Raw genomic sequence first — 26,065 nt, 5'->3', positions numbered from 1 at the left:
ACCGCCGGAAGGGTATCGCAACGAAATGAATTGCCGAGTCCTCAAGCCCGGAAACTCAGCCTAGTGGATATTTGCCGGGCCTCATCGATCGGTCGGGTTGTTGTCCGGCCGCCGAGTGTGGGACTTTGCCCCCGCTCGGCGCGGACAGTGGGGGTTTTGTCCCACTCGCGATTGTCCAAGGGCCTCACGGAAGTGCGACTGGCGCAGAAAACGCGCCGTTCAACGCCAAGAGTCGCCATCTCGGTCACACTCGGCGAACGCCACCAAAAAGGGGCACCGACTCCGCAGAAGTGCAGGTCAAGCCTGCGCTTTGAGGGCGGCTCTTTCGCGCGCCCGACTCGCCCAAGATATCTCTTGAATCAATGCCGGCTTAGTAGGCCGTCCATTAGGAGATTTAGTAGGCGACCGGCCTTGGCTTCATGCTCGGGCCGGGGGGCCACGGTGAAGATGCCGATGAGGGACGCGGCTATGTCTTCGGCGGTGACGTCGGAGCGGAGGTCGCCCGCCGCGCGGCCGGCCTCAAGAATGGTCGTGATGGCCGCCAGTAGCTCGGTCCGGGTTTGGGTGTGCGCGATTTCGCCTGACTCGATCATCGCAAGCAGCGTGTCAAGCATGCCGTTCTTGGTCGCGATCCAGTCACCGAACAAGTCCATCCAGTGCCGCATAGCCGCGGCTGGGGGCAGCTCGCCGAGCAGTTCGCGGGCGCCGGTGGTCAGCCGTACGACCTGGTCCCGGTAGACCGCATCGACCAGCGACTCGCGGGTCGGGAAGTGCCGGTAGAGCGTGGCGATGCCGACCCCAGCCTCGCGGGCGATCGCACGCATCGATGGCTCGGCGTCAGCCGACACGAACACGCGGGTCGCCACCGCGAGCAACTGGTCACGGTTACGGGCCGCGTCCGCCCGTGGCGCGCGCATCTCCCCATCGGTCGAAACGGAACGCGCTCCGGTTGTGTTATGGTCGTCCATGCAAACGGAGCATAGTCCGTTTCGACGTGTTCCCTCGGTCCAAGGAGACAGGCGTACATGCAGCAACAGAGCGATCAACTGCCGACGGGCCAGAGCAGGGCGGTCCAGCTCGAGTCATTCGGCGGCCCCGAAGGCCTGGACATCCGGGAGATTCCCGCCCCGCAGGCCGGACCGGGACAGGTACGCGTGCGGGTCACCGCGGCCGGTCTGAACCCGATGGACTCGATCATGACCGCCGACGCGAACACCGCCGCCCGGTTTGGCTTGAGCCTGCCAACCGGGTTCGGGACCGACTATGCGGGTGTGGTTGACCAGGTCGGTGCCGGAGTGACCGGCTTCGCAGCTGGCGACCGGGTGTTCGGGGGCGCCCTGTCCCGCGCGGTCGCCGACTTCGTAGTGATCGACCCGGCCGGGGGGATCGCGGCGAACGAGGCCCATCACACCCCCGATGGCGTCGACGACCGCACCGCCGCCACCCTCACGATCGCCGGCCGTACGGCATCGGCCGCCCTCGCCGTGGTCGACCTCGGCCCGAACGACACAGTGCTGATCGGCGGCGCGGCGGGCGGGGTCGGGGTGTTCGCTGTCCAGCTGGCCCGGATCGCAGGGGCGCGGGTGATCGGGACCGGATCGGCGTCCTCGTCCGATTTCCTGCGCGATCTCGGAGCCGAGCCGGTCGCCTACGGCGACGGTCTGGCCGACCGAGTCCGGGCCCTGGCTCCCGGCGGGGTCACCGCGGCCATCGACCTGCATGGGACGGAAACAGTGCACGCCGCAAGGGAACTCGGCGTCCCGGACGGCCGCATCTGCACCATCGCGACACAAGTCGACGGTGTGTCGGCGGCCAACGGCGCGAACGCCGCTCTCGGCGCCCTGGAAGCGGTCGCCCTGCTGGTCGCGGCGGGCCAACTCCGAGTGCCTCTCGCGGCGAGCTTCCCGGTCGAGCAGATCCGCCGCGCTGCCGAGCTCCAGGCCGGCCGGCACGTACACGGCAAGGTCGTCGTCGATCTCTAGATCGATGAGGGCGGAGAATGGCGGTCATGTCGTCTCGCCCCAAGACCCGCTCGCCGCGGCGATGCCCGTGCGGCGGCATGCCACCGTACGACGAGTGTTGTGGCCCCGCGCATGCCGGCACCTCTCCTGCCGCGACCGCGGAGGCCCTGATGCGCTCGCGCTACTGCGCTTTCGCCATGGGTGACGCGGCCTATCTGCTGCGCAGCTGGCACCCGACGACCCGGCCGAAAGCGCTGGACCTGCAGCAGGGGCCGCGCTGGGAGCGGCTCGAAATAGTCGCCACCACAGGTGGAGGGCTGTTGCATGTCGACGGCACAGTGGAGTTCCGCGCGTACTACCGGACACCCGACGGCTCACCCGGCGTGATGCACGAGGTTAGCCGGTTCGTACGAGAAAAGGGCCAGTGGACCTACCTCGACGGCCACCAGTTCTGAGCCCGCTTACGTTACGAATGCACCGTGATGCACGGGTGGCCGTTGAGGTTCTTGTGGCCCTGTGTTCCGCGAATTTCGGCGCAGATCTGAGTGCCGTTCGCGAAATTGCGGTTGATGTTTACGTGCATCGGTTTCGGTCCCCATCCGTACGGGACCGTGCAGAGTTCGTTGGACTGGTAGCTCTGCTTCCCGTTCACGAACAGGATCATAAATCCACAATGGATGCTGTAATTCTTGTTGGAATAATATCCGTCCACGCCTGATACATTCAACTTCTTGCCGTGTACGTCGAAACAGACATTCTGGTTGCAGTGAAGTCCGGTTTCCGCTGCGGCCGGAGCGCCGCTGGCGAAAACGGCTGCGAGCAGGATGGTCAAGACAGCAAAAATTTTCGCGCCTCTGTTCATAACTTTCCTTCTGTGTCGGCAGACCTTGATCTTGACGGCTCGTCTTGCGGGAGTGTTTCCCGATCCGTGTCGAGGCGTCAACGGTTTTCGGCCTGAGCCGAAAATGACTCTCGGGCGCACGCCGAAGAACGGCGCCGTTTATGTTGAGCCGATGCCGTCGCGCAGCATGGCGACCGACACGTCGAGCCACTCGGCGAACGCGGTGCGCCGTCTGGACTTCGGCCGGCCGCGCAGATAGCCGAGCACCTCGTCTGAGGCCAGCAAACGGAAGATCGCGATCAGCTGGGCAGCGATGACCCGCGGCCGGGGAGCGTGCTCGTCGGTGCCCGCTTCGGCTGCCAGTTGCCGGGCCAGCGCGATCTCGAATCGCTCCCACATCAGCCGCATGCGGGCCTGCAGCACGGCACTGTCGCGGACGGTCGCACGCAGCCGTTCCAAGTCGTCAACGGACGGCGTGGCCGACATCTCCGCGCGAAGCAGCGCCTCGATCGCGTCCAGTGGCGTCTCGCCGTCCGCCCGGTCGCGCACCCGCGCGACCGGCCGCTCGCATATCTCGTTTTCACCGTGGAAAACCAGGTCGTCCTTGGCCGGGAAGTAAACGAACAATGTCTTGGCCGAGATGTTCACCGCGTCGGCGATCTCAGCAACGGTCACGTTGTCGTAGCCACGCCCGGCGAACAGTTCGGCGGCGGTGTCCAGGATCGCCTGCCGAGTCATCAGCTTCTTGCGCTCACGCAGCCCCAGCGTCTGGTTCATGGTCGTATGCTACCGGTGATCTACGTCACTCGGTGTAAAAAACAATAGAGGTGAAAAAGTGACTCGACTCCCTTTGGCCGGCGCGGCGGTGGTCACCCCATCGATCCATCAGCTCCAGTTATCGCTGCAATCCACTATTGGCCGTTGATACGCAACGGTAAGGCTGACAATCTAAACCCGGTTTTGCACAACAAAAGGAGTGTTAAATGAACAAGCCCGCGCGCGGCCGGGTCGACGCCCCCATCTCGCGTCGGGTGTTGCTCGCCGCTGTGATCGGCACGGCCGTCGCGGGGTGTGCACGTACGAACGCTCAGCCGTCGGTGAAGTCAACGTCCGGGCCGGCGACGGTCGGCCAGTACGCGTCCGCCAATCCGGGCTCGGTGAACGTGTTTTGGTTGCATACCCCCAAGGGACTGGTGGTCGTCGACACCGGCCGCGCGCTGTCCGATGCGCGGCAGGCGCTGGCGCGGATCCGGCAGACCGGCAAGAGCGTCTCGGCGATTCTCCTCACCCACTCCCATCCTGACCACGTCGGCGGAGCCGGCGTTATTAGCGACGCGTATCCAGCAGCGCCGATCTATGCCTCCCACGCGACCGCCGAGCTCATGCGGACCGATCCGCTGGGGTTCTATCCACTAACCCGCCAGGGACTCGGCGCCGACTATCCAGCCAAGGTCATCCCACCCACCCGGACCTTCGACCCCGGCGCGACGATCAAGGTCGACGGTGTCACGTTCCAGACGGCGGAGTTCGGACCTGGCGAATCGGAATCCGCGACCGCCTACTACGAGCCAGTCAGCCGTTCGCTGTTCTGCGGCGATCTGCTCTGCAACAAGGCAACGCCAGCGTTGCTCGAAGGACACAGCTGCGGCTGGCTGACCAACCTGGACCAGCTTGAGCGGCATTTCTCGCAGGCGAAAACGTGCTATCCGGGCCACGGCACGCCGGCCGACACGCGTACGCTCCTCACCGCCCAACGCGCGTACCTTCAGCAGGTACGCGGACTCGTCCATAATGCGACGGCCCCGGCGTCGCCAGGTGGCGTAAACGTCACAACGCCGGAACAACAGTCAATATTGGCCGCGATGGACCACAGTTACCCGCGCTATCCGTCGGTCGCGTCGATCCCGAACATGCCGCAACGCAACGTCGCTGCCGTCGCTACCGAACTCACCCATCCGACCGGCCAGGCGCACTGCTGCTGCGGATCCTGACAGCCGCCGGAACCATCTACTCATTCCCAACCCCGAAAAGCGTTGGCCGTTGGCCGGAAGTAACACGGGTCAGAATCGCGACCTTAAGCTGACCCAAAGGAGATGGGAGACGCTCTCGCTGCGGTGTGAACCTCCGACCGAATCGAGCGAGCGATGCGTGACAGGGCAGCTGACCAGCGCAAATGCGGCGACGACCGGCCGCCGGCCGGGGGCTGGCGAGAGCGGCCGCAACCAGCGCGGATCCTGGGTCTGCAGCGCCAAGCCGGCAATGCGGCGGTGTCTGCGCTGTTCGGCTCCCAGGCGGCTCCGCTTCAGGTCCAGCGCAACGTGGGTGTCGAGCTGGAGGAGTCCAACTGGCAGGTCACCGACAGTGCTGGCGGGAAGGTCGGCAAAGGTACGCCACTGGTCTATCGAACGTACTTTCAGTTGCAGGCCGAGGACAACGGCGCTCGCGAGTCCAACATCGAGCTGGTGACCAATCCGCCCGGAGTCGTCGACGTGGCCGAATGGCGGCAGATGAAAGCGGCGATGCGGCTGTTGATCGGGCAGTTGGCCGACCAGCCAGCGGGACGGCGGTTCCACACGACTGAACTGCCCGGTGGAGTGCCTGGCTACTGGTTGACTCCGCCCGGAGGCGGCGGGTTCCATCCCGACCTGCAGGTCACCGTTGGTGTTCCGCTGCGTGCGGTGCCGCATTTCTACGATCTGCTGGCCGGCGGTGCACAGCCGATCGCGGACGTACGGCCCGTCGACACCGCACTGGTGCGCCGGATGGCCGGCCGCAAGGCAAGCCCGGAGCTGCTGGGATTCATCACGCTGATCCAGTCCTATTTGGCCGCGACACCAGCCGGAGATGACCCCCTATACTCGATCTCCTTTCTCAAGGGGTTGACCAAAGTTCTGGCGCGCACGGACTTCGCCGCAATGTTCGCCCTGCTGCCGGACGATGACCGGAAGGTGATTCTGGGCGACCTGTCCGGCTGGGTGCACACGATGATGGACATGTCGGCCACCGCGATCGTCGAGCGGCGCCGCCAAGTGCTTCGAGGCGACGAGCAGCCGCCCCAGCCAGACCCGCGGCAGATGGCGACTTCGCCGCTGTTCAACGCGGTCGTACACGATCGTCGGTCCGGCATCGCGCCGAGGATGCTGACGACCAGCCGAGGGCAGTGGCTGCTCGCGATGACGCAGGGCGCCGATTTGTCTTCGGCAGCGGGAAAACTTCGCTGGGCATCGATGCTTAAGGCTCCCGACGAGAACCTGAGCGACGAAGATGTCCCTGAGCTTGTCGACCGAATGAAAACCGACCCCGCCACCCTCGCCGCTCGCCTTCGGGCGTGGCGTGAGCGGACCAACGTCGACAATCAGCAACTTGCCAAGCGGGAGTGGCCGGTGCCGGATGTGTCGCCCACCGAAGCGGCGCGCCGGACCGCGGTGTTGGGCCGCGATGTCGTCGATCTGGACGGAAACGAGCTGCCACCACGGACCCGACGTGACCCCGATCTGGCCCGGACCTACCACGAATTGACTGACTTGTTTGAGGGCCTGGGCGCACTTGGCGGGCGTACGGACACGGTGCGATACACCGGCAGCCGCGGTCGTAGGAAGGATGAGGGCTCCGTCATCCTGGAGATCAGATCACCGACTGGCGACGACAAATGGGCCGCGATGGACAATGTCTTCGACGCCGCCATGCAGGCGATCGCAGCGACAGCACCAAAACGGCGACCGGCGGAGTTCGTGCTCACCGGAACCGGACGGCAGTTGCGCGACGACGTGCGGCGCGCGCATCGCCTCGCACTCGAACGCACGGAAGCGTCCAAGCGCGAGAAGGGCGACGACACCTGAGGGTCCGCTGTGGCGTCGTTCCAGGACGGTACGACTGACGGTCAGCCTAGGGAGGCGGTGGCGGTTCGCAGGTCGTCGAGCGCCTTCAGCGTGTACGGCGCGAGCTCGTCGACGGGGGGTCGGTCGGATCCGGACCACTCGGTGAAGCCTCGTTTGAAGGCGAGTACGCCCAGTTCGCCGGCGAGCTGGGCGGTCGGGTCCGGTACGCCGCGGGCGACCAGGGCGGCGGTCATCGCGGCGGCGAGGCCGACGCTTTTGAGAGCGTCACGTTCCTGAAGCTCGGCGTTGGCGTCGATGGCCGCCTTCAGGCGCGGGCCGAGTTCGCGGTTCATCGGGCCCATCGCGCTCGACGCGCGGACGAGACCGGCGGCGACCGCTGCCAGCGGACTGGCGTCCGGTGGCGCGCCGGCGATGCCCTCGGTCAGCAGTTGGCTGAGCGTCTCCTGCCCGGCGGCAAGAAGCTTGCGTTTGTCGGGAAAATGCCGGAAGAAAGTGCTTTTCGTGACGCCGGCGCGTTCGGCGATCTGCGCGACCGTGGTTTCGTCGTACCCCTGCTCGGTGAACAGTTCCACGGCAGCCAAAACGAGCCGTTCCCGTGCCCCTGGTTCCCACCGTGCCATGGACCTCAGTCTAGTCGATGGGACTCTTGTCCCATCGCCTGGTAGTGTCATGGGATAGAAGTCCCATCACTTTTCGGGAGAGTCTTATGCACGTATTTATCACCGGCGGCACCGGGCTGGTCGGGTCCGCTGTCGTCGCCGAGCTCTTGGCCAATGGTCACACTGTGTTGGCCCTCGCTCGTACCGAGTCGTCCGCGAAAGCCGTCGAGGCAGTCGGCGCGAAGGCGCTGCGGGGAAGCCTCTCTGACGTGGACACTCTCCGCGTCGGCGCTGGTCAGGCAGATGGAGTGATCCACTTGGCGTTTGCCAACGATTTCAGCAGCGCGGACGCGGTCGCTCAGGCGGTGGCCCAGGAGAGCGCCGCCATCGCTACCTTGGGTGCGGAACTTGTCGGGAGCGACCGCCCGTACGTCGTGGTTTCCGGTACGCCATACGTGCCTGGCCGCCCCTCCGTTGAGTCGGATCCAACGTCGACCGAGGGGCCGGTCGGCGGTCGCGGAGTCGCAGTTGCGGCGGCCCTGGATCTCGCCTCGCGCGGAGTCCGGAGCACCGCCATACGCTTGCCGCGTACGGTCCACAACCAAGGCAACGGTGGATTCGCCGGCTTGCTGACCACCATCGCCCGCGGATCCGGAGTGTCCGGCTACCCAGGTGACGGCGACCAACGCTGGCCGGCCGTACACGCCCTCGACGCGGCCGTCCTTTTCCGGCTGGCCCTGGAAAAGGCACCTGCCGGGACGGTTTGGCACGCGGTGGCCGACGAAGGCGACGCCGTACGCGAGATCGCCGCCGTCATCGGCCGTCGCCTCGGGCTGCCGGTCGAACCGGTGGCAACGCAGACTTTCGGCCCGCTCGGACCGATTTTCGCGACCGACCAACCGTCTTCCAGCACCCACACCCGTGAAGCGCTCGGCTGGAATCCAACCCACCCAAGCCTTCTCGACGACCTGGAAAACATCCAGCCCTGAAGCGGTCGCGAAAAAGGGGGCCGACCATTAGTGACCTGAGACGCGGGCCGCGCGGGATTCGAGAAAGCGGCGCTCGGTGATGCTGGCGGTGCCGCGAGCGGCCAGCAGATAGTTCGTACGAGCGCCCGTCAGATCACCGGCCTTTTCCAGCAGGTGCGCGCGTACTGAATGCAGCCGGTGGTGGTTCGCCATCCGCTCATCACTGTCCAATGTGGACAGCAGCGCGAGGCCGGCCGGCGGCCCCTGGGTCTCGGCGAGCGCGATGGCGCGGTTGAGGGTGACCATCGGGTTCGGTGCGATCCGCTCCAGGATCTTGTAAAGCAAGTGCACCTGGGCCCAGTCGGTGCCCTGCGCGCGAGCAGCCTGCGCGTGTACGGCGGCGATCGCGGCCTGCAGTTGGTACGGCCCGAGGGCGGACGCGGCCAACGCCTGGGTGACCAGTGCGGTGCCCTCGGCGATCTGCTCGCGGTCCCAGCGGGCCCGGTCCTGCTCGTCGAGCGGGATCAGGTCACCACCGGGTCCCGTCCTGGCCGCTCGCCGGGAGTCGGTCAGCAACATCAGTGCGAGCAGCCCGGCCAGTTCGCCGTCATCGGGTAGCTGCCGGCGCACCATCCGGGTCAGCCGGATGGCCTCACGGGCGAGGTCGGCACGATGCAGGTCGGTCCCGGAAGAGGCCGTGTAACCCTCGTTGAAAATCAGGTAGAGCACCTGCAGAACCACCTGCAACCGCTCCGGTAGCTCGTCGGCGGCTGGCCGGTGAAACTGGCTCCCAGCTGCCTTGATGCGCTGTTTGGCGCGGCTGATCCGGGCTGCCATGGTGGCCTCGGGCACCAGGAAGGCCTGGGCGATCTCGGCCGTCGTGAGCCCACCGACGGCCCGCAGCGTGAGCGCTGTCTGGGAGGCCGCGGTGAGCGCCGGATGACAGCACAGGAACAGCAGAACCAGCGAGTCGTCGGTGTCCGGCACGGTGTCGTCGACCGCCTCCGGAACCCGCGCGGCCAGCACGTTCTCCCGTACCCGCCGCGCGTGTTCGCGCCGCTGCTGGTCGATCAACCGCCGGGAGGCGACGGTGATCAGCCAGCCGTACGGGTTCGTCGGTACGCCCTCGGCCGGCCATTGGACGGTGGCCGCGAGCACCGCCTCCTGGACCGCGTCCTCGCATTCCTCGAACTGGCCATGCCGGCGTACGAGCGCACCAAGGACCCGCGGCGCACACTCGCGCAGCAGGTCCTCGGCGGTCGAATCAGTGGTCACACCTCAAGGTTCCCATCGGAGAACATCACCTGGCGGACCTCCACGCCGAGGCCGTCGACCTTGGCGTCCGGGATCTCGGCCGCGAGTTCCAGCGCACGCTCACGGTTCTCGCAGTCGATCAGGTAGAAACCGCCCAGGTATTCCTTGGCCTCCAGATACGGCCCGTCGGTGACCACCCGCTGGCCACCCCGCACCCGTACGACCGCGCTCTGCGACGGGTCCGCGAGGCCCTGGGTGGTGATCATCTCGCCGGAAGCGGTGATTTTCTCGATGAAACCGCCGTGCCCGTTGCCGATCTCGGCCCGCTCGTCCTCGGTCAGCGCGTCCCAGACCGCCGGGTTCATGTGCATGATCAGCAGGAATTTCATGTCCACTCCTTGTGGTGCGCCGCGGATCCCGATGCGGATCCGTCGGCGGTTGGTCGAAGCACGCCGGCCGTCCTTGACATTGTCGACGGAACTTTTTCCGACTCGAACCTTGGCACGGCGGTGGCCTTGTTTGCGGTGTGTTCCGCGCAACACCGTGCTGCCGGATCGGTCATTCCGTTGCGTACGTGCCGCTGCGAGGGTCGGGTCGCGGCCGGGTGAAATTTCTTCTCATCCAGATGTCAAGAAGCCCGCGACGGCTGCGACCAACCGGTGAACCGATCCGAGGCGAACGAGGAGTGGACATGCCGAACACGATGCACAGCGAGGTCGCCGGCCGGCGAGAATGGCTGGGGCTGACGTTGCTGGCGCTGCCGGCCCTACTGGTGGCGATGGACATGACCGCGCTGTTCCTGGCGCTGCCGCGGTTGAGCGCGGACCTCGGGGCGACCAGCATCGAACAGCTGTGGATTTCGGACGGGTACGGCTTCATGGTCGCCGGCTTCGTCATCACGATGGGCACCCTGGGCGACCGGATCGGCCGCCGCAAGTTGCTGTTCGTCGGCGGAACGGCGTTCGCGCTGATGTCGGTGGTCGCCGCGTTTTCGGTCAGTCCCTTGATGTTGATCGTCGCGAGGTTGCTGCTGGGGATCGCCGGCGCGACGCTGACGCCGTCGACGTTGGCGCTGATCGGCAACATGTTCCGCGACCCGGCGCAGCGCGGCAGGGCGATCGCGATCTGGGCCACCTGCCAGTTCGCCGGTGGGGCGCTCGGGCCGGTGCTCGCCGGTGCGCTGCTGCAGCACTTCTGGTGGGGTTCGGTGTTCCTGGTCGCGGTGCCGGTGATGGTGGCCCTGCTGGTGGCTGGCCCGTTCCTGCTGCCCGAGTTCAGCAATCCGACCGGGAACCGGGTGGACCTGGCCAGCGCCGGACTGTCGTTGGCGGCGGTGTTGCTGCTGGTGTACGGCCTGAAGCAGCTGACCGTCGGCGACTCGCACAACCCCGTCGTACCGCTGCTGTCGATCGCTGCCGGCGTGGTTGTCGCAGTTGCCTTCGTACGCCGCCAACTGGTGTTGGAGACCCCGCTGCTGGACCTGCGGCTGTTCGCCAACCGGGCCTTCACCGCCGTTCTCATCTCGCTGGTCTTCGCCGGCGTCGCGATGGCCGGCACCGGCCTGCTGGTCACCCAGTATCTGCAGAGCGTGCTGGGCTTCACCCCGCTGGAGTCGGCACTGCTCTTCGCCCCGATGGGCATCGGAGTGGCGGTCGGTACGATGCTCGCCCCAGCGCTGACCCGGCGGATGCTGCCGAGCACCGCGATCGCCGGTGGGCTGCTCATATCGGTCCTGGGCTGCGTCTTGTTGACGCAGGTCAGCGCCACTGGCGGGCTGCCAGTGGCGATCGCGGCGGTGACCGTACTGGCGCTGGGCACCGGCCCGCTGTTCGCGCTCGGCACCGGCCTGGTCATTGGATCGGTACGCCCGGAGCGGGCCGGCTCGGCGGCGGCCATGTCCGAGACCAGCAACTACTTCGGCGGCGCCTTCGGGATCGCGCTGCTCGGCGCGATCAGCGCAGCTGTCTACCGTACGCAGCTCGCGGGCTTCACCGGCGTACCAGCCGCCGCCCGTGAGACCTTGGCCGGCGCGCAGGCCGCCAGCGCGCACCTGCCGGCAGCGCAGGCGTACCAGTTGCTGCAGACCGCCAAGGACGCCTTCACCAGCGGGGTCACCATTTGCGGAATCATCGCCGCGGTGATCTTCGCGGCGCTCGCGGTGGTGGTCGTACGCACTGGCCAGCGCGCCGAAACCGCCGCGCCGGAGAGCGAAAACGCGGCACAGACCGCGGCGCCGGTGGCCTCCTGACCGCCCGTCGTACGTGCGCGCCGGAGTCGACCTCCGGCGCTCACGTACGCGCGCGGTTTCATCGGCCGCCAGCTGGTGTGACTTCGCCCCCGGGTGCGCGTTCATCTGGGGGACCAAAGGACTATCGACATGGCTGCGAACCAACTGGAATTCAGGGCACTTGGACCGCTGGAGGTCACCAGGGATGGACTGTCGCTCGACCTCGGACCGGTCCGCCAGCAGGCGTTGCTGGGAGTTTTCCTCAGCCGACCCAACGAAACCCTGACGGCTGACACCCTGCTGCATGCGGTGTGGGGCGATGATCCGCCGAACAGCGGGACCCGGGTGGTGCCGACGTACGTCTATCGGCTCCGGCAGTGCCTCGGACCGGACGTGTCGGCGCTGACCGCCATCGAGCGAGCCCGAGGTGGCTACCAGCTGCGGGTTTCGTGGGATTTACTGGATACCGAGCGTTTCGAGCGGCGGATCGCCGAGGGGCACCAGGCCCGGCGGGCCGGCGACGAGCAGCTGGCTCGGCGACTTTTGGCTTCCGGGCTGTCTTATTGGCGGGGTGTGCCGTTCGGGTCGTTGCCTGGTCCAGCATTGGCCGTACGTCGTGAATATCTGACCGAATACCGGTTGGTCGCGCTGGAAGACCGCATCGAACTGGACCTGCGGTATGGCGATCCGGCCGCGATCGTTCCGGAGATTCGGCTGCTCCGGGCCGGTTATCCGGCACGTGAGAGGTTCACCGCCCACTTGATGTACGCGCTGTGGCGGTGCGGTCGGCAGGCCGAGGCCGTGGACGCGTATGGGGAGACTCGGCGTCGGCTGGTCCGGGATCTCGGGGTCGAACCCGGCACTGCGCTGCGCGATCTCTACTGCAAGATCCTGCGCGACGAGGGGTGGAACGCGCCGCTCAGATAGGGCTAGCGGTGGGTGGGGACGCAGATTTCGACGGCAGCGACCAATCCGTTGGCGTAGCGCTGCTTGTCGGCGGCGTTGAGGCCGGAAATACCGGCGCTGTTCCCGCCGGCTTCGTTGTAGATCCACGGAACCCTGGACAGCAGCTGGACGATCCAGATGTTGCCGGGCGCGAGGTCGCGGTCGCCGAGGTCGTAGCCGACGTCGCCGCGGACCGCGACCGAGTGGCCTTCGGCACGGGCACGCTGTTGCTGGAAAACCTGACCGTACCGGGCGCTGATGTCTGCGATCGTACGGTCAGTGAAATAGACGCGTTTGCCGCTTCGGGTCGCCCGGTAGGTCCCGACTTTCTGGTAGTAGACGGTGTTGTTTCCTTGGTTGAAGGCAATCCCGCCCTTCGGCCCGGCCTGGTCGTGAATGCTCAGCGCGAGGGCCGCGTGGGCGTTGTTGGCCACCGCCGACCGCTGCGCCTGGTTGACCCGGTCGCGCAGGTGCGGCTTGGTCATAATGACCTGGTAGCCAGCGGCCTCCAGCTTGGCCTTGACCAGCAGCGCCACCGCGAACACGTCCTGCATCTCCGGCTCGTTTTCGTAGCCGGAGACGTCCAGGCCGCTGGCCGGATCGATCGCCTTGACGGACGGGGTGTGGCCCGGATCGAGCACGATCACCGGGCGGCTGGCGGGCAGCGGGCCGGCGATTGGAGGCCGGACCGAGAGCGGCTGATTGGGCGTACCAGCCGGGCTGGGTGAGGTCGACGGACTCGCAGAAGCGGATGGGCTGGTGGTGTCGCTCACCGGCACAGTGGGCGGGCCGGCCGATCCACAGGCCGTGGTGGCGACGGCCAGGGCGCACAGGGTCGCGGCCATCGCGACGGCTCGTCGTGGTCGCGTCCCCGTGTTACTCATCAACTCACTGTAACTGTTGGCGGCGGCGATCCCGGCATCCCCTACCTAAACGGGCAGACTTTCGCGCGTCAGTTGGGCAGCTGGCTGCGCTGATAGTGCCGGCGAGCCTTCAGTCGGTTCCCGCAGACCTTCATCGAGCACCAGCGGGCCGTGTTCGGCCGGCTGTGGTCGAGCAGGAACAACTGGCATTCACCGTTGGCGCAGGCCCGCAGGCGTCCCGGCAACTGCTCCCGTACGCGACCCCAGGCCAGCAACGCCTCGGTGGCGAGCCGGCGGTCGGCTGGCACATCGAGTCGCCAGTCGATGCCCGCATCGGTGAGGTCGGGCCGCATGCGTACACCCCGCAGTGCCGGCGCCAGCGTGGTCACCGGCTCCTTTCCGCGTACGACAGCCTGCAACTGGTCGCGGACCCGGCGCAGGTGGCTCGCCTCAGCCGTTGAGCCGGTGCCGCCGCGCGTACGAGCCCAGTCCCCCGCTTGGTCGTCGGCCGCCAGCAGGTCGACGGGACCGTGCTCGGCCACTGGAGTGCTGTTCAGGAGATCGAGCAGCAACTGCTCTTCGCCAGTGTGTGCCATGCCATCATCCTAACCGTTATAACTATCTTGACAAGTTAGAATGATGGGGTGTCTACTCGGGTCACCTAACCAGCCAAAGAGCACTAAGGAGTTAGCCGTGGCGAAGTCGCTGCAGGGCAGCCGGGTGTTGGTCATCGGCCGAGGCAGCGGCATCGCCCGCGCTATCGCGCTGGCGGCCCGTGACGCCGGCGCCGAGGTGGTGGTGGCCGGACGTAACCAGGAGGCTCTGAAGGCCGCGTACGCCCAGGAGTCGGGCATCACGACGGAAACCGTCGACGTCACCGACGACGACGCGATCATCGCGCTGGGGGAGCGGCTCGGCACCATCGACCATGTCGTGTCCACCGCGTCGGCCCGGGCCCGCGGCCGGTTGGAGGATCTGAGCCGTGAGTCGGTCCAGGCGTCTTTCGACACCAAGGTGATCGGCCCGCTGATGCTGGCCAAGTATTTGCGGCCGCGGATCAACGAAGGCGGTTCGTTCCTGTTGTTTTCCGGTGTGGCGGCTTTCAAAATCGCGATCGGCACGATGGCGGTAGCCATCACCAACGGTGCCGCGGACACGCTTACCCGCTCGCTCTCATTGGAACTCGCGCCTATCCGGGTTAACGCCCTCTCCCCTGGGGTGATCGACACCGGCGCTTGGGACGGCCTCGGCGAGACCGCCAAAGCCGAGCTTTTCAAGGACATGAGCATGCGCAACCCGGCCCGTCGGATCGGCACCGAAGAAGACATCGCCAGCGCCGCGATTTTCGCTCTCACCAACACTTTCCTGACCGGTGTCACGCTCGCCGTCGACGGCGGCGAAGCACTTGTCTGACGACGTCACCGTGCTGCTGGACGACCAGGCTTTGCGATGGGAAGCTGACACCGCGTGGCATCGACGGTGGTCTTGATATCGAGGAGGTCGGATAGTGTCGACCGTGCTGTCCTTGAATGTCGGCATGCCCCGCGATATTTCCTGGAACGGCTCCACCGTTTACACCGGTGCCTGGAAAGATCCGGTCGACGGGGCCGCGATGGCGCACCGGCTGGGAGTTGACGGCGACGGTCAGGGCGACACCGTTGGTCACGGCGGTCCCAACCGGGCCGTGCTCGTCTACCAAGCCGAGTCTTATGACTACTGGCGCGACTATTTCCACCGGGATGATTTGGTCCCTGGCTTCTTCGCCGAAAATCTCACTGTGCAGGGCCTCGCTGACAACGAGGTCTGCATTGGCGATCGCTATCGGATCGGGGCCGCCGAATTCGAGGTCAGCCAGCCGCGGGTGACCTGCTATCGAGCCGGGCTGCGGATCGGCGAACCGCGGCTGGCGGCGCTGCTGGTTTCCCATCACCGGCCCGGTTTCTATATGCGGGTGGTCAAAGAGGGGCTCGTACGGGCCGGCGACGATATCGTCCGGACTTATGCCGGGGTGGGAAGTGTGAGTGTCGCCGCCGTCGACGCCCTGCTGTATTTGCCGGACAAGGACCGCGAAACGCTCCGCCGGGCCGTCGACATCTCGGCGCTGAGCCACGGCTGGCAGGAATCGCTGCGGCAACTGCTGGACCCTGACGAGACTCCGGGTCCAGGGTGGACCGGGTTCCGGAAACTGCGGGTGACCCAGGTCGTACGAGAAAGCGCCACGATTTCCTCGATCCACCTCGCCGATCCCGATGGCGAGCGGCTACCGCCGGCGCGGCCAGGCCAGTATTTGTCCGTACGCGTGCCAGTCGGCCCGCATGGCGCGGTCCGCAGCTATTCGGTGTCGTCCACGGACGCATACCGGATTAGTGTCAAACACGAGCCCCATGGCCAGGTCAGCGGCTACATCCATGTGACCGTACGAGCCGGGGACACCCTCGAGGTCGCCGCGCCACGCGGAGATTTCGTGCTGGGGGAGGACAACCGGCCGGTCGTGCTGGTCTCCGCCGGCGTCGGCATCACGCCGGTGCTGGCGATGCTGCACCGGCTCGCCGCCCAGCGGTCCGAGCGCGAGATCTGGTGGCTGCACACCATCCGGCGGCCGCAGGAGCAAGCCTTCGCCGGCGAGACGCAGGACCTGCTCGCCTCGCTGCCGCACGTTCATGCCCGTACGTATTACAGCGCCGAGAGCCGACTTTCGGCGGCCCGGCTGGCCGAACTGAAGCTTCCAGCCGATGCCGTCGCGTACGTGTGCGGACCGACAGGGTTTATGACCGACATGGCCGAAGGCCTGCGGGCGGCCGGACTTGATCGTGTCTACAGCGAAACTTTCGGCACACTCGCGCCGATCACTCCCGGAATCAGGGACAAGAACACCAAACAGCCCCACCAACCGGCCGGAAAGCTTGGGCGAGGACCGGAGATCACTTTCGCTCGCAGTGGTATTTCGGCGGCCTTCACCGAAGGAAGCATTCTCGAATTCGCCGAATCGTGCGATGTCCCCGCGCGTTGGGCGTGCCGTTCTGGAGTCTGTCGTACGTGCGAGACGCCGTTGCTGTCCGGAGAAGTCAACTATTCGCCAGCACCGCTGGAAAATCCGACGCCTGGCACCGTCCTGCTGTGCTGCGCCCGTCCGCGTACTGACGTTGTTCTCGACATGTAAAGGAAAGCGATGGACCACCAACTCGAAGATGGATCAACATGAACTGGAATGTCCGGCACAGGCTCGCAACACTGGTCCTCAGAACGGTGGTGGTGGGTATTCGTCGTTGGGTGTGACGTCGTAGGTGCGTCCGGTGGGGCTGGTCCAGAGGAATCGGCCTGGTGTTGGTTGGGTGACGGTCCAGCCGTGTTCTTTGATGTCGTTGTGGAATTTGCATGCTGGTCCGGCACTGTCGTACGCGGTTTTCCCTTCCGGGTCACGGAAGGGGGTGGTGTGGTCGAACTCGCAGGTCGCCGCCGGCCGGTTGCAGGCGGGTCCGCAGCATCGTTGGTCGCGTGCGTTCACCAGGTCCCGTAGTGCCTTGGTGGGGCGGTAGCGCGTACGGCCGTGGTCGATGACCACACCACTGACTGGGTCGGTGAGGATGCGGTACCAGTCGCTGTTTTCGTCGCCGGCGAGTTCGCGGGCGCGTTGCGCGGTCATCGGGCCGTATCCACTCAGGATCGCGGGATTGTCGTCCAGACCCATCAGCGTGGTGGCGTCTACGCGGAGTTCGATTTTGGTGCGTACGTTGCTGGGCACGCCCAGACAAAGGTCGGTAAGAGCGTCGGCGCGGAGCGCGTCCATGGTGCGGGACTCGTCTTTGGTTTTGAGGCTGCGGGCGATGGTGTCGATGATGCGGTAGATCGCTTCGGCTGATTCGGCGGGCAGGAACGCGCCCAGTAGAGCCATCCCGTCTTCGCAGGGCTGCTTTTCCACCCGTCGTTCGGAGACGAGTTTCTTGCGGCGGGTTTCGGCAGCGGCTGGGTCGATTTTGATGACCTCCCGGCGGGCCCTGTCCCTGATCGATCGAGGCGTCTTGGAATCGGCGCCGGGTAGGACCTTTTCTTCGACTTTCTGTGCGTCTTCGGGTGAGAGGTGGCTGACCTGGTCCGCGAACGTGAATGCTTTACGCAGGTCAAGGTGACCGTGAGACATTCCCGCCATGGTGCCGGGGAGTTCGTGAACCAGTTGGTACGCCAAATTCAACCGCTTCTGAGCCGCGGACACGCTCCACGTGAGCGATGCGGCGATTTCACCGGCCGCGTACTTGGAGAACGGTGCACCTACGGCGGGGCGGGCGTTGGTGAAGCGGTCCATGAACCGCATCTGCATCGCCTGCGTGTAGGAGATGACTTTGTCGAGTGTCTCGACCGCGGCCAGTGCCGTGTCCGCGTCGGCTCGGCCGTACCGGTCGAGTTCCTCCAGCATCTGCAAAGGAACCCAGCTGGGTGGCAAGGTCCGCCACGGTTGTTTGTTGGGGTCGGTGAATTCCGGTCGCCTTCGTTTTCTGCTCATGACCCGATTTTACCGGCTGCCACCGACAGTTGGGACGCCAATTTTGTTTCTGTGGATAGGAATGGCCCTTGTGGAAAAGACAAAGAATGATTGTTGTTGTTGATCATGGAAATTCCCGCACTTTCTCGACTTCGTGTCAAGTGCGGGACACTCCCATGATCAACAACTTAGTGCGGGGTGCCAGACGGTGAGTGAGACGGACGTGCCGTATGGCGCTCGGCGCACCGGGAATGCTACCGGAGTAGTTAGCGGATCCCTCCCCGGCGCAAACACCGCGAACTTGACGTTCTCGCAGTGTCTATCGGCGTGTCGGCAGTGAAAACGTCGAGTTCGCGAAGAACTTCGTCTTTGGGGATCCGCTGGAGTCTACCGTCGATCGCGAGAGGATGAGGTGGGAAGGACCACTCGGACCGTCAGGCCGCCGCCTTCGCGCGGGAAGGCGGTCGCGGTGCCGCCGTGTGCGACCGCGACGGACCGGACTATCGCGAGGCCAAGTCCGAAGCGGCCGGTGCTGGCCGTCCGCGGGCCGAGCCGGCGAAAAGGCTCGAAGATGGCCTCGGTCAGGTCGGCTGGTACGACGGGACCGGAATTGCTGACGGTCAGCACCGCGCTTTCTTGGTACTGAAAGGTTTCCACCGCGACCCAGCCGTCTGGTTGGTTGTACGTGAGCGCGTTCTGTACGAGATTGTGGGCTACCCGCTCCAGCAGCACCGGGTCCCCGTTGACCGCCGCCGGACCCAGCGAGGTGCGTACGGTGTCCGCGGCGGATTCCGTTGCGTGCCAAGCGATGTCGGCGAGGTCGACCGGTGTACGGGTAGCCAGCCCCTGGTCGCTGCGGGCCAACGTCAGTAGCCCGTCCAGCAACTGTTCATGCCGGGTGGTGGCGATCAGTAGCTTGCCGCCGAGTTCGCGCAGGTCGGCGGAGGCGTTCGGCCGGTTCATCGCCACCTCCAGCAGCGTACGGTTGACCGCGAGCGGCGTTCGCAGTTCATGCGATGCGTCCGCGACAAACCTGCGTTGGTGCGAAAAAGCGCGGTCCAGCCGGGCCAGCATCGCGTCGAAGGTGTCGGCCAGCTCCTTCAGCTCGTCGTCCGGCCCGGCCAACCCGATCCGCTCGTGCAAGGTGGAGTCCGCGACCGTACGAGCCGTCGCGGTGATGTGGTGCAGCGGCCGCAGTGCCCGCCCGGCCAGCAGCCATCCGCCGGCCAGCGCCAGCATCGCCACCAGCCCGAGCGCGATCGCACTCTCGGTCAGCAACGACTGTTTGGCGGCCGTTTCGGCCGCCAGTTGGCGGCGGTTGAACTCGTCCGCCAACTCAATAGCCGCCTCTTCCCGCTTGGCCGCCTGCGCGTCGGAAAAGCGCGGGGTGGCGGCCACCCCGAGATCCTGAACGATTTTCGCCGTGGAGCGGGGATAAATACGATCGGTCGTGGCGGTGATGTTGTTGTGCAAGGCGTTCGCGAACAGGACGTACGTGATGCTGACCAGACAGAGGCCGGCGACCATCACCATCGCGCCGTACCAGAGCGTCAACCGCACCCGTACGGTCGGCTGTTTCGTTACGACAGCTCGTATCCGGCGCCACGGACCGTGGTGATGAGTGGGGGCTGGCCGAGCTTGCGACGCAACGTCATCACCGTCACCCGTACGACGTTGGTGAACGGATCGATGTTCTCGTCCCATACCCGCTCCAAGAGACATTCCGCCGAGACCACCGCGCCATCGGCTCGCATGAGTTCTTCCAGCACGGCGAACTCCTTGAGGGACAGGTAAATCGGCCGGTTGTTCCGGAGCACCTCGCGGCGGTTCGGGTCCAGCCACAGCCCGGCCTTTTCCAGCACCGGTGGCGCCAACGGCCGGGATCGCCGGGCCAGCGCCCGGATCCGGGCCACCAGCTCGACGAAGGCGAATGGCTTGCCCAGATAGTCGTCCGCGCCCAACGAAAGTCCGCCGACTCGATCGTCCACTGTGGTCGACGCGGTCAGCATCAGCACCCGAGAATGGCCCCCGGACAGCACAATCCGCCGGCAGACTTCATCGCCGGAGAGCGTGGGCAGGTCCCGGTCGAGCACGACCACGTCGTACTCGTTGACCGCCAACCGGTCCATGCCGTCGTCGCCGTCGTACGCCACGTCGGCGGCGATCGCCTGCTGCCGCAGGCCCTCGGCGATCGCGTCGGCCAGCAGCTGTTCGTCCTCGACGACCAGTACGCGCATTTTCCCTCCCGCTGTTCCCGCTCATTGTGGTGATGTGTGTATAAGCGGGGGATAAGGAGAATTCCTTACGCTGTCCTTAACTACCGATCTCTTGACTGTGCCTGGAGAAAGTCCCAGCACCTTCGGAGGCCGAAATGAAACACCGTCATTGGTTGCTCGCCGCCTCGCTGGCCGCGGTGGCGATGACCAGCGCGTGCGGCGCTGGTACGAGCGTGCCGCAGGTGGCGTCGGCGAACGGCTCGTCGGCTCCGGCCGCGTCGCCCAGCGCGGCGGATCCGCACGCGCAGGCGGTGAAGTTCACCCAGTGCCTGCGCAGCCACGGCATCAAGATCGATGACCCCAAGGGCGACTCCGGCGGGTTGCCGCGACTGCCCGCTGGCCAGGACCCTGGCAAGATGCAGGCCGCCTTGCAGGCATGTCAGCAGTACGCGCCGCAGGGCAACGTGGGCAAACCAGCGACCGCCGCCGACCTGGCCAAAGCCCGCAAATGGGTGGCGTGCATGCGCGACCACGGGGTGAAGAACATGCCCGACCCGAACCCGCAGGGTGCCATCCCGGAGCCGTCAAACGTGGACAAAGGCACATACCAGGCGGCGCAGAAGGCCTGTCAGTCCATCTTCGGCAGCGACAGCGGCGGTCGCTGATGAACGTGCGATCCCATACGGCCGTGCTGGCCGGCGGGGTGGGGGCGGTGGTCGTCGTCGCCCTGGTCGCCGGCACGGGCGTACTCACCGCGGCCAAGAGCGGCCCACCCCAGTCCACCGGCCTGCCGCCGGCGACCGCGACGGTGAAAGTCGGGGATGTCACCGAAACGCTGGACACCACGGGCAAGCTGGCGCACGGCTCGCCCGTCGACCTCGCCGCGCACTCCGCCGGCACGCTCACCTCGCTGCCCGCGGCCGGTGCCAAGGTGGTGCGCGGTGGCGCGCTTTATTCGGTCGACGCGAAGCCGGTTTTTCTGTTCTACGGAACGGTTCCGCTTTATCGGCCGGTGCATTCCGGCGACACCGGCGCGGATGTGGCGGAGGTCGAAAACAACCTGTCCAATCTCGGCTATGGCGGGTTCACCGTCGACGACAAGTTCACCGACAAGACCGCGCAGGCCATCAAGAACTGGCAGAAGGACGCCGGCGTCCCGGTCACTGGGAGCATCGACGCGGCCGATTTCGCGGTAGCGGCCGGGCCGGTCCAGGTTTCGCAGCTGCACCACGTGCTCGGTGACGCCATCGCGCCCGGCCAGCCGGTCCTCTCGTACACGTCCGGTGGCCGGGTCGTGACCGCGTCGATCGACGCCTCTGACCAGCAATATGCGCAGGTCGGTGCCTCAGTCACCGTCGAACTGCCGGACCACAGCAGTACCGGAGGCACTATCGCCGCGGTCACCAGCGCGCCGCCGCCGAGCACCTCGGACGGGAACTCGTCGTCGTCGGCGAACCTGACAATGACAGTTTCCTTGCAGAATGCCGACAAAGTCACCGGAGTCGATGGCGCGCCCGTCACGGTCCATGTTGTGACCGCCCATAAGGACAACGTGTTGACGGTCCCGGTGATCGCGCTCTTGGCGCTGTCCGAAGGCGGCTATGGCGTCCAGGTGGTGGATGGCGCGAGTACGAAGACCGTTGCTGTCAAGACCGGGCTGTTTTCGCAGGACACGGTGGAAATCAGCGGGGCCGGCGTGAAAGCCGGAATGAAGGTCGGGGTGCCGTCGACGTGACTGTGACCGCGTTGAACGACCACCGCCCGCCGGTGCTGGAGCTGATGGAGGTGGAGAAGATTTACGGACGATCGGGCTCGCAAACGCCGGCGTTGCGCGGAGTGTCGATGACCGTACGAAATGGCGAATTCCTGGCCATTGTCGGGCCGTCCGGCTCCGGCAAGACGACCATGTTGCACTTGGCCGGCACGCTGGAAAGGCCCACCGCCGGGATCGTACGGGTGGATGGCGAGGACATTTCCCGGCTGCCGGACCGGCGGCTCGCGGCTATTCGAGCGTACCGGATCGGCTTTGTTTTCCAGCATTTCTTCCTCTCTGCCGGCAACACCGCGCTGGAGAATGTCGCCGATGGGTTGATCTATGCCGGGGTCCCGGTCCGTCGGCGTCGAGTGCTCGCGGCACAGGCGCTGGAGCGCGTCGGGATGTCCCACCGCGTACGCCATCGGCCGCACGAGCTCTCCGGTGGCGAACAACAGCGAGTGGCGATCGCCCGCGCGGTCGTCGGCGAGCCCGGGTTGTTGCTGGCCGACGAGCCGACCGGCAACCTGGACAGCGAGTCCGGCGCGGGGGTGCTGGCGCTGCTGCGGACACTGCATGCGGCTGGTACGGCCATCGCCCTGATCACCCACGACGTGCCGCTCGCGCGGTCCATTCCGCGTACGGTCACCATCCAGGATGGCCGGATCGCGCAGGACTCCCGATGAGCAAATCCCGGCTCCGCCCCTCCGACCTCGCCCGTGCGGGTCTTTATGGACTGCGAGCCCGGCCGATCCGGATCGTGCTGTCCGCGCTGGGCATCGCCATCGGCATCGCGTCGATGGTCGCAGTGGTGGGCATCTCCACCTCCAGCCAGGCCTACCTGAACCAGCGGCTCGCGCGGCTGGGCACCAACTTGCTGAAGGTGCAACCGGGGCAGAACCTCGCCACCGGCGGCACCGCCGCGCTGCCGGACACCGCGCTGTCGATGGTCGGCCACATCGCGCCGGTCACCTCCGCGACCGCGACCGGCATGGTGCCGCACACGCACGCGTACCGCAACGATCACATCGCGGACGTACAGACCAACGGCGTCGAGGTGGACGCGGCCAAACTCAACCTGCTGTCGACGGTCGGCGGCACGCTGTCCAGCGGTACCTGGCTGAACGCGGCCACCCAAAACGTCTCCGCGGTCGTACTGGGGCACAACACCGCCCAGCTGCTCGGCATCGGTTCCGCTGGCCCCGGCGTGCAGGTTTGGCTGGGCGGCAAGTGGTTCTCGGTGGTCGGCATCCTCAACCCGGTGCCGCTGGCGCCCGAGCTGGACAACTCCGCGCTGGTCGGATGGCCGGTGGCGCAGAAGCTGCTCGGCTTCGACGGGCACGCCACCACCATCTACGAAAGATCAGCAGACGACGCCGTACCAGCCGTGCTGGCCGTCCTCGGCGCCACCGCCAACCCGCAACACCCTGAGTCGGTGAACATCAGCCGCCCGTCCGACGCGTTGGCCGCCCAGAACGCGGCGAACCAGACCTTCAACGGCCTGCTGATCGGGCTCGGCGCGGTCGCGCTGCTGGTAGGCGGCATCGGAGTGGCCAACACCATGGTCATCTCGGCGCTGGAGCGTCGCCGCGAAATCGGCCTGCGCAGAGCTCTCGGAGCCACCCGGCCACATATTGCCGGGCAGTTTCTGGTCGAGTCGGTGCTGCTGTCCGCACTGGGCGGGGCCGCGGGTTTGCTCTGCGGGATCGCGGCGACGGCCGCCTATGTGCTGCCGCGCGGCTGGGTGGTGGCTGTGCCGGTCTGGGTCAGCCTCGCGGCCGTTGTGGTGACGATGGGGATCGGCGCGCTGGCTGGTCTTTATCCGGCCGTACGCGCCGCCCGCCTGTCACCGACATCAGCGCTGTCCAGCGGGTGAACTCGTCGATGAGTGGAGCTGGTCCTCAGATGCTGCCGGGGTCTTTCTGGAATGCGGGCGGTGGCGGCGTGAGCTCCGGCTTTTGGCGCTTCTCCCGGAAGAACCAGCCGCCGACAATGCCGGCGGCGAATCCGAACAGGTGGCCTTGCCAGCTGATTTGTTCGTTGGTCGGGAGCAGGGCGGTGAGTTGGTACGCGAAACACAGGGCCATTACCGCGCCGATGACGATATCGATCAGGTGCCGGTCAAAAATGCCGCGAACCATGATATAGCCGAAATAACCAAAAACCAGCCCGCTGGCGCCGACGGTGATCGCGGACGACGGGCCGGTGAGCCAGATGCCCAACCCGCTGGCGGCGATGATCAGCGCGGTGACGCCGAGGAATTTCTTCACTCCGCGGTACGCGGCGAGGAAGCCGAAGATGAACAGCGGTCCGGAGTTTCCCTCGATGTGCGCCCAACTCGCGTGCAGGAAAGGGGCGGTGACGATTTCCGGCAGCGAGCCGATGTCCCGCGAGGTGATGCCGAGGTCCTGGCTCAGCCGGTAGCTGTCGACCGAGTTGAAAAGCTGCACCACCCACATCAGGGCAAGCAGCCCCACCATCACCCACAGCGCCTTCTTGGCTTCGGCGATCATCAGCTCGGCAGCACTGCGGCCCTGCGGATCAACGGCGTTTTTCAAGGCCATGCATGCCAGGCTAGTCGAGAAAGGCCGCACTATGAGGTGATCAGAGCCCGAAGGGCAGTGGGTGATTCCCCGAAGTGCTCCCGGACGGTTCGGCACAGGTGCCCCTGGTCGGCGAAGCCGAGGTCGGCGGCGAGAGTGGCCAGGCTGCGCTCGCCGGCTTCCAGCCGGTCCAGGGCGCGGCCGGCTCGTACGCGATTTCTATACCGAGTCAGGGAAACTCCCATCACCGCGGTGAAGTCGCGGCTCAGCCGGTAGGGCGAGACCGCCAGCAGGTGGGCCAGCGGCAGCAGCCCGGTGGCGGCTGGGTGGCCGGCGAGGATCGCCTCGCGGGCCGCGGTGACCATGCGATTGTCATGAATCGGGCGCAATGTCTGGCCGATGGTGGCGCGGACCAGCGCGAGCAACCGCTCGGTGAGCGCGTAGTCGACATCGCCGCTGTGCCCAGCGGCGAGCAGCCGGCGATGGGCCAGCTCCAGGCGCGCATCGACATACACGGCCGGGTTCGGGTGTTCGGCTGCCCAGGCCGGCCACAACGCGCGGGTGAGCTCGATGCTCGTACAGTCGTCGCCGCCGGCCGGATGCGCGAAGGACTCCTCTTCGTCCGGCACACCCAGATAGGCGGTCGTCCTGTCGAGGTCGGCCACCGCATCGGCGACCCGGCGGCGGAACCGCCCGCGCCGGATCAGCACCACCCGAAAGTCAGTCCGCGCGGGCTCGGCGGACCAGCCGCGGTGGTCGTCTCGGCAGCTCACCGCGGCGACCCGGAAATCGGGCCGCTCGGCGAGCACCACCTCGGACAACATGAGATCCACCATAAACGGCGGGCGCAGGACACTAGTACGACAGTGCCCGCAAGGATCTCCAATACATCGCCGCGACCGGCGGGCAGCCTGATGCCCGCAGGTTCTGTCGCAGTCGAAGGAGCTATCTCATGTCAGGAATCAGCAGTGTCGTCATCAACTGCGCCGATCCGGTCGCGCTCGCGCATTTCTACCAGCAGGCGACCGGCTGGAAAATCACCGCGAGCGACGCGGATTACGCGGCTTTGTCTGGAGAAGGCACCGTGCAGCTGGGATTCCAGCGGGTGGACGACCACCAGGCGCCCGGCTGGCCGGGCACCGGAAAGCAGCATTCCCATCTGGACATCGACGTCGTCGACCTGGCCCAGGCGACCAAGGAACTGCTGGCGATCGGCGCCACCCAGCCCCAGTTCCAACCCGGCGGCGACGACTGGGTGGTGCTCGCGGACCCGGAGGGTCACGTTTTCTGTTTGGTCACTGGATAACTCGCGGCGGCGCTGGCGGTCGCCTACCAGCAGAAGTCCGGCAAAAGCCAGCGTGTAGGCGGTGATCCGCAGGTCGCGGTGAAACGGAACAGTCATGCTGACGATCAGAACAAGTGCTGATCCGGCGAGCTGTTAAACTCCCGGCATGACCTCAGGGCTCCCGCCGGCGTTGCCTCAGCGCAGCCCGGCGGATCGCCGAGCCTATTTGTTGACCTTGACTTCGCAGGGAAAACGCGCACAACAGCGTGGCGAGCGACTTGTCGATGGATGTCC

Annotated in this window: 27 protein-coding genes; 14 read left to right on the top strand and 13 right to left on the bottom strand. The window is 66.3% G+C overall.

Annotation, left to right across the window (positions count from 1 at the left end):
- Positions 1–359: 359 nt before the first annotated feature.
- Positions 360–917 carry a TetR/AcrR family transcriptional regulator gene (locus ABD301_RS01290; RefSeq protein WP_163569922.1) on the bottom strand — a complete coding sequence of 186 codons (558 nt, stop codon included), beginning with the start codon at positions 915–917 and terminating at the stop codon, positions 360–362.
- A 108-nt stretch (positions 918–1,025) separates the two neighbouring features.
- Between ABD301_RS01290 and ABD301_RS01285 the strand changes: the two genes are divergently transcribed.
- Together ABD301_RS01285 and ABD301_RS01280 are read left to right on the top strand one after the other, a co-directional pair.
- Positions 1,026–1,982, top strand: coding sequence for an NADP-dependent oxidoreductase (locus tag ABD301_RS01285; RefSeq protein WP_344306335.1), 957 nt, complete (start codon positions 1,026–1,028; stop codon positions 1,980–1,982).
- Between the two features lie 26 nt (positions 1,983–2,008).
- On the top strand, positions 2,009–2,416 hold the full coding sequence (locus ABD301_RS01280; RefSeq protein WP_344306333.1) for a YchJ family protein: 408 nt from the start codon (positions 2,009–2,011) through the stop codon (positions 2,414–2,416).
- An 11-nt stretch (positions 2,417–2,427) separates the two neighbouring features.
- Here ABD301_RS01280 and ABD301_RS01275 read toward each other — a convergent pair whose 3' ends face one another.
- Positions 2,428–2,793: a hypothetical protein gene (locus tag ABD301_RS01275; RefSeq protein WP_344306331.1), complete on the bottom strand. Its 366-nt coding sequence runs from the start codon at positions 2,791–2,793 to the stop codon at positions 2,428–2,430.
- 168 nt (positions 2,794–2,961) lie between these two features.
- The gene (locus ABD301_RS01270; protein ID WP_163569921.1) at positions 2,962–3,579 is read right to left on the bottom strand and encodes a TetR/AcrR family transcriptional regulator; all 618 of its coding nucleotides are present in this window, start codon (positions 3,577–3,579) and stop codon (positions 2,962–2,964) included.
- A gap of 206 nt (positions 3,580–3,785) precedes the next feature.
- Here ABD301_RS01270 and ABD301_RS01265 point away from each other — a divergent pair, with 206 nt between their 5' ends.
- Together ABD301_RS01265 and ABD301_RS01260 are read left to right on the top strand one after the other, a co-directional pair.
- The gene (locus tag ABD301_RS01265; RefSeq protein WP_344306329.1) at positions 3,786–4,793 is read left to right on the top strand and encodes an MBL fold metallo-hydrolase; all 1,008 of its coding nucleotides are present in this window, start codon (positions 3,786–3,788) and stop codon (positions 4,791–4,793) included.
- A 153-nt stretch (positions 4,794–4,946) separates the two neighbouring features.
- On the top strand, positions 4,947–6,641 hold the full coding sequence (locus tag ABD301_RS01260) for a hypothetical protein (protein WP_344306327.1): 1,695 nt from the start codon (positions 4,947–4,949) through the stop codon (positions 6,639–6,641).
- Positions 6,642–6,682: 41 nt separating this feature from the next.
- Here the strand turns inward: ABD301_RS01260 and ABD301_RS01255 are convergent, their stop codons facing one another.
- Positions 6,683–7,261, bottom strand: a complete 579-nt coding sequence (locus ABD301_RS01255; RefSeq protein ID WP_344306325.1) for a TetR/AcrR family transcriptional regulator — start codon at positions 7,259–7,261, stop codon at positions 6,683–6,685.
- 86 nt (positions 7,262–7,347) lie between these two features.
- Here ABD301_RS01255 and ABD301_RS01250 point away from each other — a divergent pair, with 86 nt between their 5' ends.
- Positions 7,348–8,229, top strand: a complete 882-nt coding sequence (locus ABD301_RS01250; protein WP_344306323.1) for an SDR family oxidoreductase — start codon at positions 7,348–7,350, stop codon at positions 8,227–8,229.
- Positions 8,230–8,256: 27 nt separating this feature from the next.
- Here ABD301_RS01250 and ABD301_RS01245 read toward each other — a convergent pair whose 3' ends face one another.
- Positions 8,257–9,483: an RNA polymerase sigma factor gene (locus tag ABD301_RS01245; RefSeq protein ID WP_344306321.1), complete on the bottom strand. Its 1,227-nt coding sequence runs from the start codon at positions 9,481–9,483 to the stop codon at positions 8,257–8,259.
- Positions 9,480–9,851: a YciI family protein gene (locus ABD301_RS01240; protein WP_344306319.1), complete on the bottom strand. Its 372-nt coding sequence runs from the start codon at positions 9,849–9,851 to the stop codon at positions 9,480–9,482. The genes ABD301_RS01245 and ABD301_RS01240 overlap by 4 nt, the downstream gene beginning before the upstream one ends.
- Before the next feature lie 302 nt (positions 9,852–10,153).
- On the opposite strand from ABD301_RS01240, the gene ABD301_RS01235 reads away from it, so the two are divergent.
- Positions 10,154–11,710, top strand: coding sequence for an MFS transporter (locus ABD301_RS01235; protein WP_344306317.1), 1,557 nt, complete (start codon positions 10,154–10,156; stop codon positions 11,708–11,710).
- Positions 11,711–11,839: 129 nt separating this feature from the next.
- Entirely contained in the window at positions 11,840–12,616 is a 777-nt protein-coding gene (locus tag ABD301_RS01230; protein ID WP_344306315.1) for an AfsR/SARP family transcriptional regulator, read from the top strand.
- A 2-nt stretch (positions 12,617–12,618) separates the two neighbouring features.
- Here ABD301_RS01230 and ABD301_RS01225 read toward each other — a convergent pair whose 3' ends face one another.
- The gene (locus ABD301_RS01225) at positions 12,619–13,518 is read right to left on the bottom strand and encodes an N-acetylmuramoyl-L-alanine amidase (RefSeq protein ID WP_344306313.1); all 900 of its coding nucleotides are present in this window, start codon (positions 13,516–13,518) and stop codon (positions 12,619–12,621) included.
- Positions 13,519–13,586: 68 nt separating this feature from the next.
- Positions 13,587–14,093 carry a CGNR zinc finger domain-containing protein gene (locus ABD301_RS01220; RefSeq protein WP_163569913.1) on the bottom strand — a complete coding sequence of 169 codons (507 nt, stop codon included), beginning with the start codon at positions 14,091–14,093 and terminating at the stop codon, positions 13,587–13,589.
- A gap of 97 nt (positions 14,094–14,190) precedes the next feature.
- Between ABD301_RS01220 and ABD301_RS01215 the strand changes: the two genes are divergently transcribed.
- On the top strand, positions 14,191–14,910 hold the full coding sequence (locus tag ABD301_RS01215) for an SDR family oxidoreductase (RefSeq protein ID WP_344306311.1): 720 nt from the start codon (positions 14,191–14,193) through the stop codon (positions 14,908–14,910).
- A gap of 94 nt (positions 14,911–15,004) precedes the next feature.
- A complete protein-coding gene (locus ABD301_RS01210; RefSeq protein ID WP_344306309.1) occupies positions 15,005–16,657 on the top strand; it encodes an MOSC domain-containing protein in 1,653 nt (550 codons plus the stop codon).
- Positions 16,658–16,735: 78 nt separating this feature from the next.
- Here the strand turns inward: ABD301_RS01210 and ABD301_RS01205 are convergent, their stop codons facing one another.
- The 3 genes from ABD301_RS01205 to ABD301_RS01195 form a co-directional block, all read right to left on the bottom strand.
- Positions 16,736–17,995: a DUF222 domain-containing protein gene (locus ABD301_RS01205; RefSeq protein WP_163569912.1), complete on the bottom strand. Its 1,260-nt coding sequence runs from the start codon at positions 17,993–17,995 to the stop codon at positions 16,736–16,738.
- Between the two features lie 366 nt (positions 17,996–18,361).
- Positions 18,362–19,534, bottom strand: coding sequence for a sensor histidine kinase (locus ABD301_RS01200; protein WP_344306306.1), 1,173 nt, complete (start codon positions 19,532–19,534; stop codon positions 18,362–18,364).
- Between the two features lie 20 nt (positions 19,535–19,554).
- Positions 19,555–20,211, bottom strand: a complete 657-nt coding sequence (locus tag ABD301_RS01195) for a response regulator transcription factor (RefSeq protein WP_344306304.1) — start codon at positions 20,209–20,211, stop codon at positions 19,555–19,557.
- A 134-nt stretch (positions 20,212–20,345) separates the two neighbouring features.
- On the opposite strand from ABD301_RS01195, the gene ABD301_RS01190 reads away from it, so the two are divergent.
- The 4 genes from ABD301_RS01190 to ABD301_RS01175 are packed head-to-tail and all read left to right on the top strand — an operon-like array spanning position 20,346 to position 23,819.
- Entirely contained in the window at positions 20,346–20,855 is a 510-nt protein-coding gene (locus tag ABD301_RS01190) for a hypothetical protein (protein ID WP_163569911.1), read from the top strand.
- Positions 20,855–21,925 (top strand): peptidoglycan-binding protein, encoded by a 1,071-nt coding sequence (locus tag ABD301_RS01185; RefSeq protein ID WP_344306301.1) that lies wholly within the window; start codon positions 20,855–20,857, stop codon positions 21,923–21,925. Before ABD301_RS01190 ends, ABD301_RS01185 begins: the two co-directional genes overlap by 1 nt.
- Positions 21,922–22,629 (top strand): ABC transporter ATP-binding protein, encoded by a 708-nt coding sequence (locus tag ABD301_RS01180; RefSeq protein WP_344306299.1) that lies wholly within the window; start codon positions 21,922–21,924, stop codon positions 22,627–22,629. Before ABD301_RS01185 ends, ABD301_RS01180 begins: the two co-directional genes overlap by 4 nt.
- On the top strand, positions 22,626–23,819 hold the full coding sequence (locus ABD301_RS01175; protein ID WP_344306297.1) for an ABC transporter permease: 1,194 nt from the start codon (positions 22,626–22,628) through the stop codon (positions 23,817–23,819). Before ABD301_RS01180 ends, ABD301_RS01175 begins: the two co-directional genes overlap by 4 nt.
- A 25-nt stretch (positions 23,820–23,844) precedes the next feature.
- Here the strand turns inward: ABD301_RS01175 and ABD301_RS01170 are convergent, their stop codons facing one another.
- Both ABD301_RS01170 and ABD301_RS01165 read right to left on the bottom strand, forming a co-directional pair.
- A complete protein-coding gene (locus ABD301_RS01170; protein WP_344306295.1) occupies positions 23,845–24,507 on the bottom strand; it encodes a rhomboid family intramembrane serine protease in 663 nt (220 codons plus the stop codon).
- A 29-nt stretch (positions 24,508–24,536) separates the two neighbouring features.
- Positions 24,537–25,310, bottom strand: a complete 774-nt coding sequence (locus ABD301_RS01165; protein ID WP_163569909.1) for a helix-turn-helix transcriptional regulator — start codon at positions 25,308–25,310, stop codon at positions 24,537–24,539.
- 128 nt (positions 25,311–25,438) lie between these two features.
- On the opposite strand from ABD301_RS01165, the gene ABD301_RS01160 reads away from it, so the two are divergent.
- Positions 25,439–25,792: a VOC family protein gene (locus tag ABD301_RS01160; RefSeq protein ID WP_344306293.1), complete on the top strand. Its 354-nt coding sequence runs from the start codon at positions 25,439–25,441 to the stop codon at positions 25,790–25,792.
- Positions 25,793–26,065: the final 273 nt, after the last annotated feature.

The organism is Fodinicola feengrottensis (assembly GCF_039530045.1).
GTDB classification, from domain to species: domain Bacteria; phylum Actinomycetota; class Actinomycetes; order Mycobacteriales; family HKI-0501; genus Fodinicola; species Fodinicola feengrottensis.
This window is presented reverse-complemented; position numbering and strand designations above follow the sequence as displayed.

Bases quoted from the DNA above. Each gene is read 5' to 3' on its own strand.
- ABD301_RS01290 (WP_163569922.1), bottom strand. From the start codon at position 917: ATGCGCGCGCCACGGGCGGACGCGGCCCGTAACCGTGACCAGTTGCTC.
- ABD301_RS01285 (WP_344306335.1), top strand. From the start codon at position 1,026: ATGCAGCAACAGAGCGATCAACTGCCGACGGGCCAGAGCAGGGCGGTC.
- ABD301_RS01280 (WP_344306333.1), top strand. From the start codon at position 2,009: ATGTCGTCTCGCCCCAAGACCCGCTCGCCGCGGCGATGCCCGTGCGGC.
- ABD301_RS01270 (WP_163569921.1), bottom strand. From the start codon at position 3,579: ATGAACCAGACGCTGGGGCTGCGTGAGCGCAAGAAGCTGATGACTCGG.
- ABD301_RS01265 (WP_344306329.1), top strand. From the start codon at position 3,786: ATGAACAAGCCCGCGCGCGGCCGGGTCGACGCCCCCATCTCGCGTCGG.
- ABD301_RS01260 (WP_344306327.1), top strand. From the start codon at position 4,947: ATGCGTGACAGGGCAGCTGACCAGCGCAAATGCGGCGACGACCGGCCG.
- ABD301_RS01255 (WP_344306325.1), bottom strand. From the start codon at position 7,261: ATGGCACGGTGGGAACCAGGGGCACGGGAACGGCTCGTTTTGGCTGCC.
- ABD301_RS01250 (WP_344306323.1), top strand. From the start codon at position 7,348: ATGCACGTATTTATCACCGGCGGCACCGGGCTGGTCGGGTCCGCTGTC.
- ABD301_RS01240 (WP_344306319.1), bottom strand. From the start codon at position 9,851: ATGAAATTCCTGCTGATCATGCACATGAACCCGGCGGTCTGGGACGCG.
- ABD301_RS01235 (WP_344306317.1), top strand. From the start codon at position 10,154: ATGCCGAACACGATGCACAGCGAGGTCGCCGGCCGGCGAGAATGGCTG.
- ABD301_RS01230 (WP_344306315.1), top strand. From the start codon at position 11,840: ATGGCTGCGAACCAACTGGAATTCAGGGCACTTGGACCGCTGGAGGTC.
- ABD301_RS01225 (WP_344306313.1), bottom strand. From the start codon at position 13,518: ATGAGTAACACGGGGACGCGACCACGACGAGCCGTCGCGATGGCCGCG.
- ABD301_RS01220 (WP_163569913.1), bottom strand. From the start codon at position 14,093: ATGGCACACACTGGCGAAGAGCAGTTGCTGCTCGATCTCCTGAACAGC.
- ABD301_RS01205 (WP_163569912.1), bottom strand. From the start codon at position 17,995: ATGAGCAGAAAACGAAGGCGACCGGAATTCACCGACCCCAACAAACAA.
- ABD301_RS01195 (WP_344306304.1), bottom strand. From the start codon at position 20,211: ATGCGCGTACTGGTCGTCGAGGACGAACAGCTGCTGGCCGACGCGATC.
- ABD301_RS01190 (WP_163569911.1), top strand. From the start codon at position 20,346: ATGAAACACCGTCATTGGTTGCTCGCCGCCTCGCTGGCCGCGGTGGCG.
- ABD301_RS01185 (WP_344306301.1), top strand. From the start codon at position 20,855: ATGAACGTGCGATCCCATACGGCCGTGCTGGCCGGCGGGGTGGGGGCG.
- ABD301_RS01175 (WP_344306297.1), top strand. From the start codon at position 22,626: ATGAGCAAATCCCGGCTCCGCCCCTCCGACCTCGCCCGTGCGGGTCTT.
- ABD301_RS01170 (WP_344306295.1), bottom strand. From the start codon at position 24,507: ATGGCCTTGAAAAACGCCGTTGATCCGCAGGGCCGCAGTGCTGCCGAG.
- ABD301_RS01165 (WP_163569909.1), bottom strand. From the start codon at position 25,310: ATGTTGTCCGAGGTGGTGCTCGCCGAGCGGCCCGATTTCCGGGTCGCC.
- ABD301_RS01160 (WP_344306293.1), top strand. From the start codon at position 25,439: ATGTCAGGAATCAGCAGTGTCGTCATCAACTGCGCCGATCCGGTCGCG.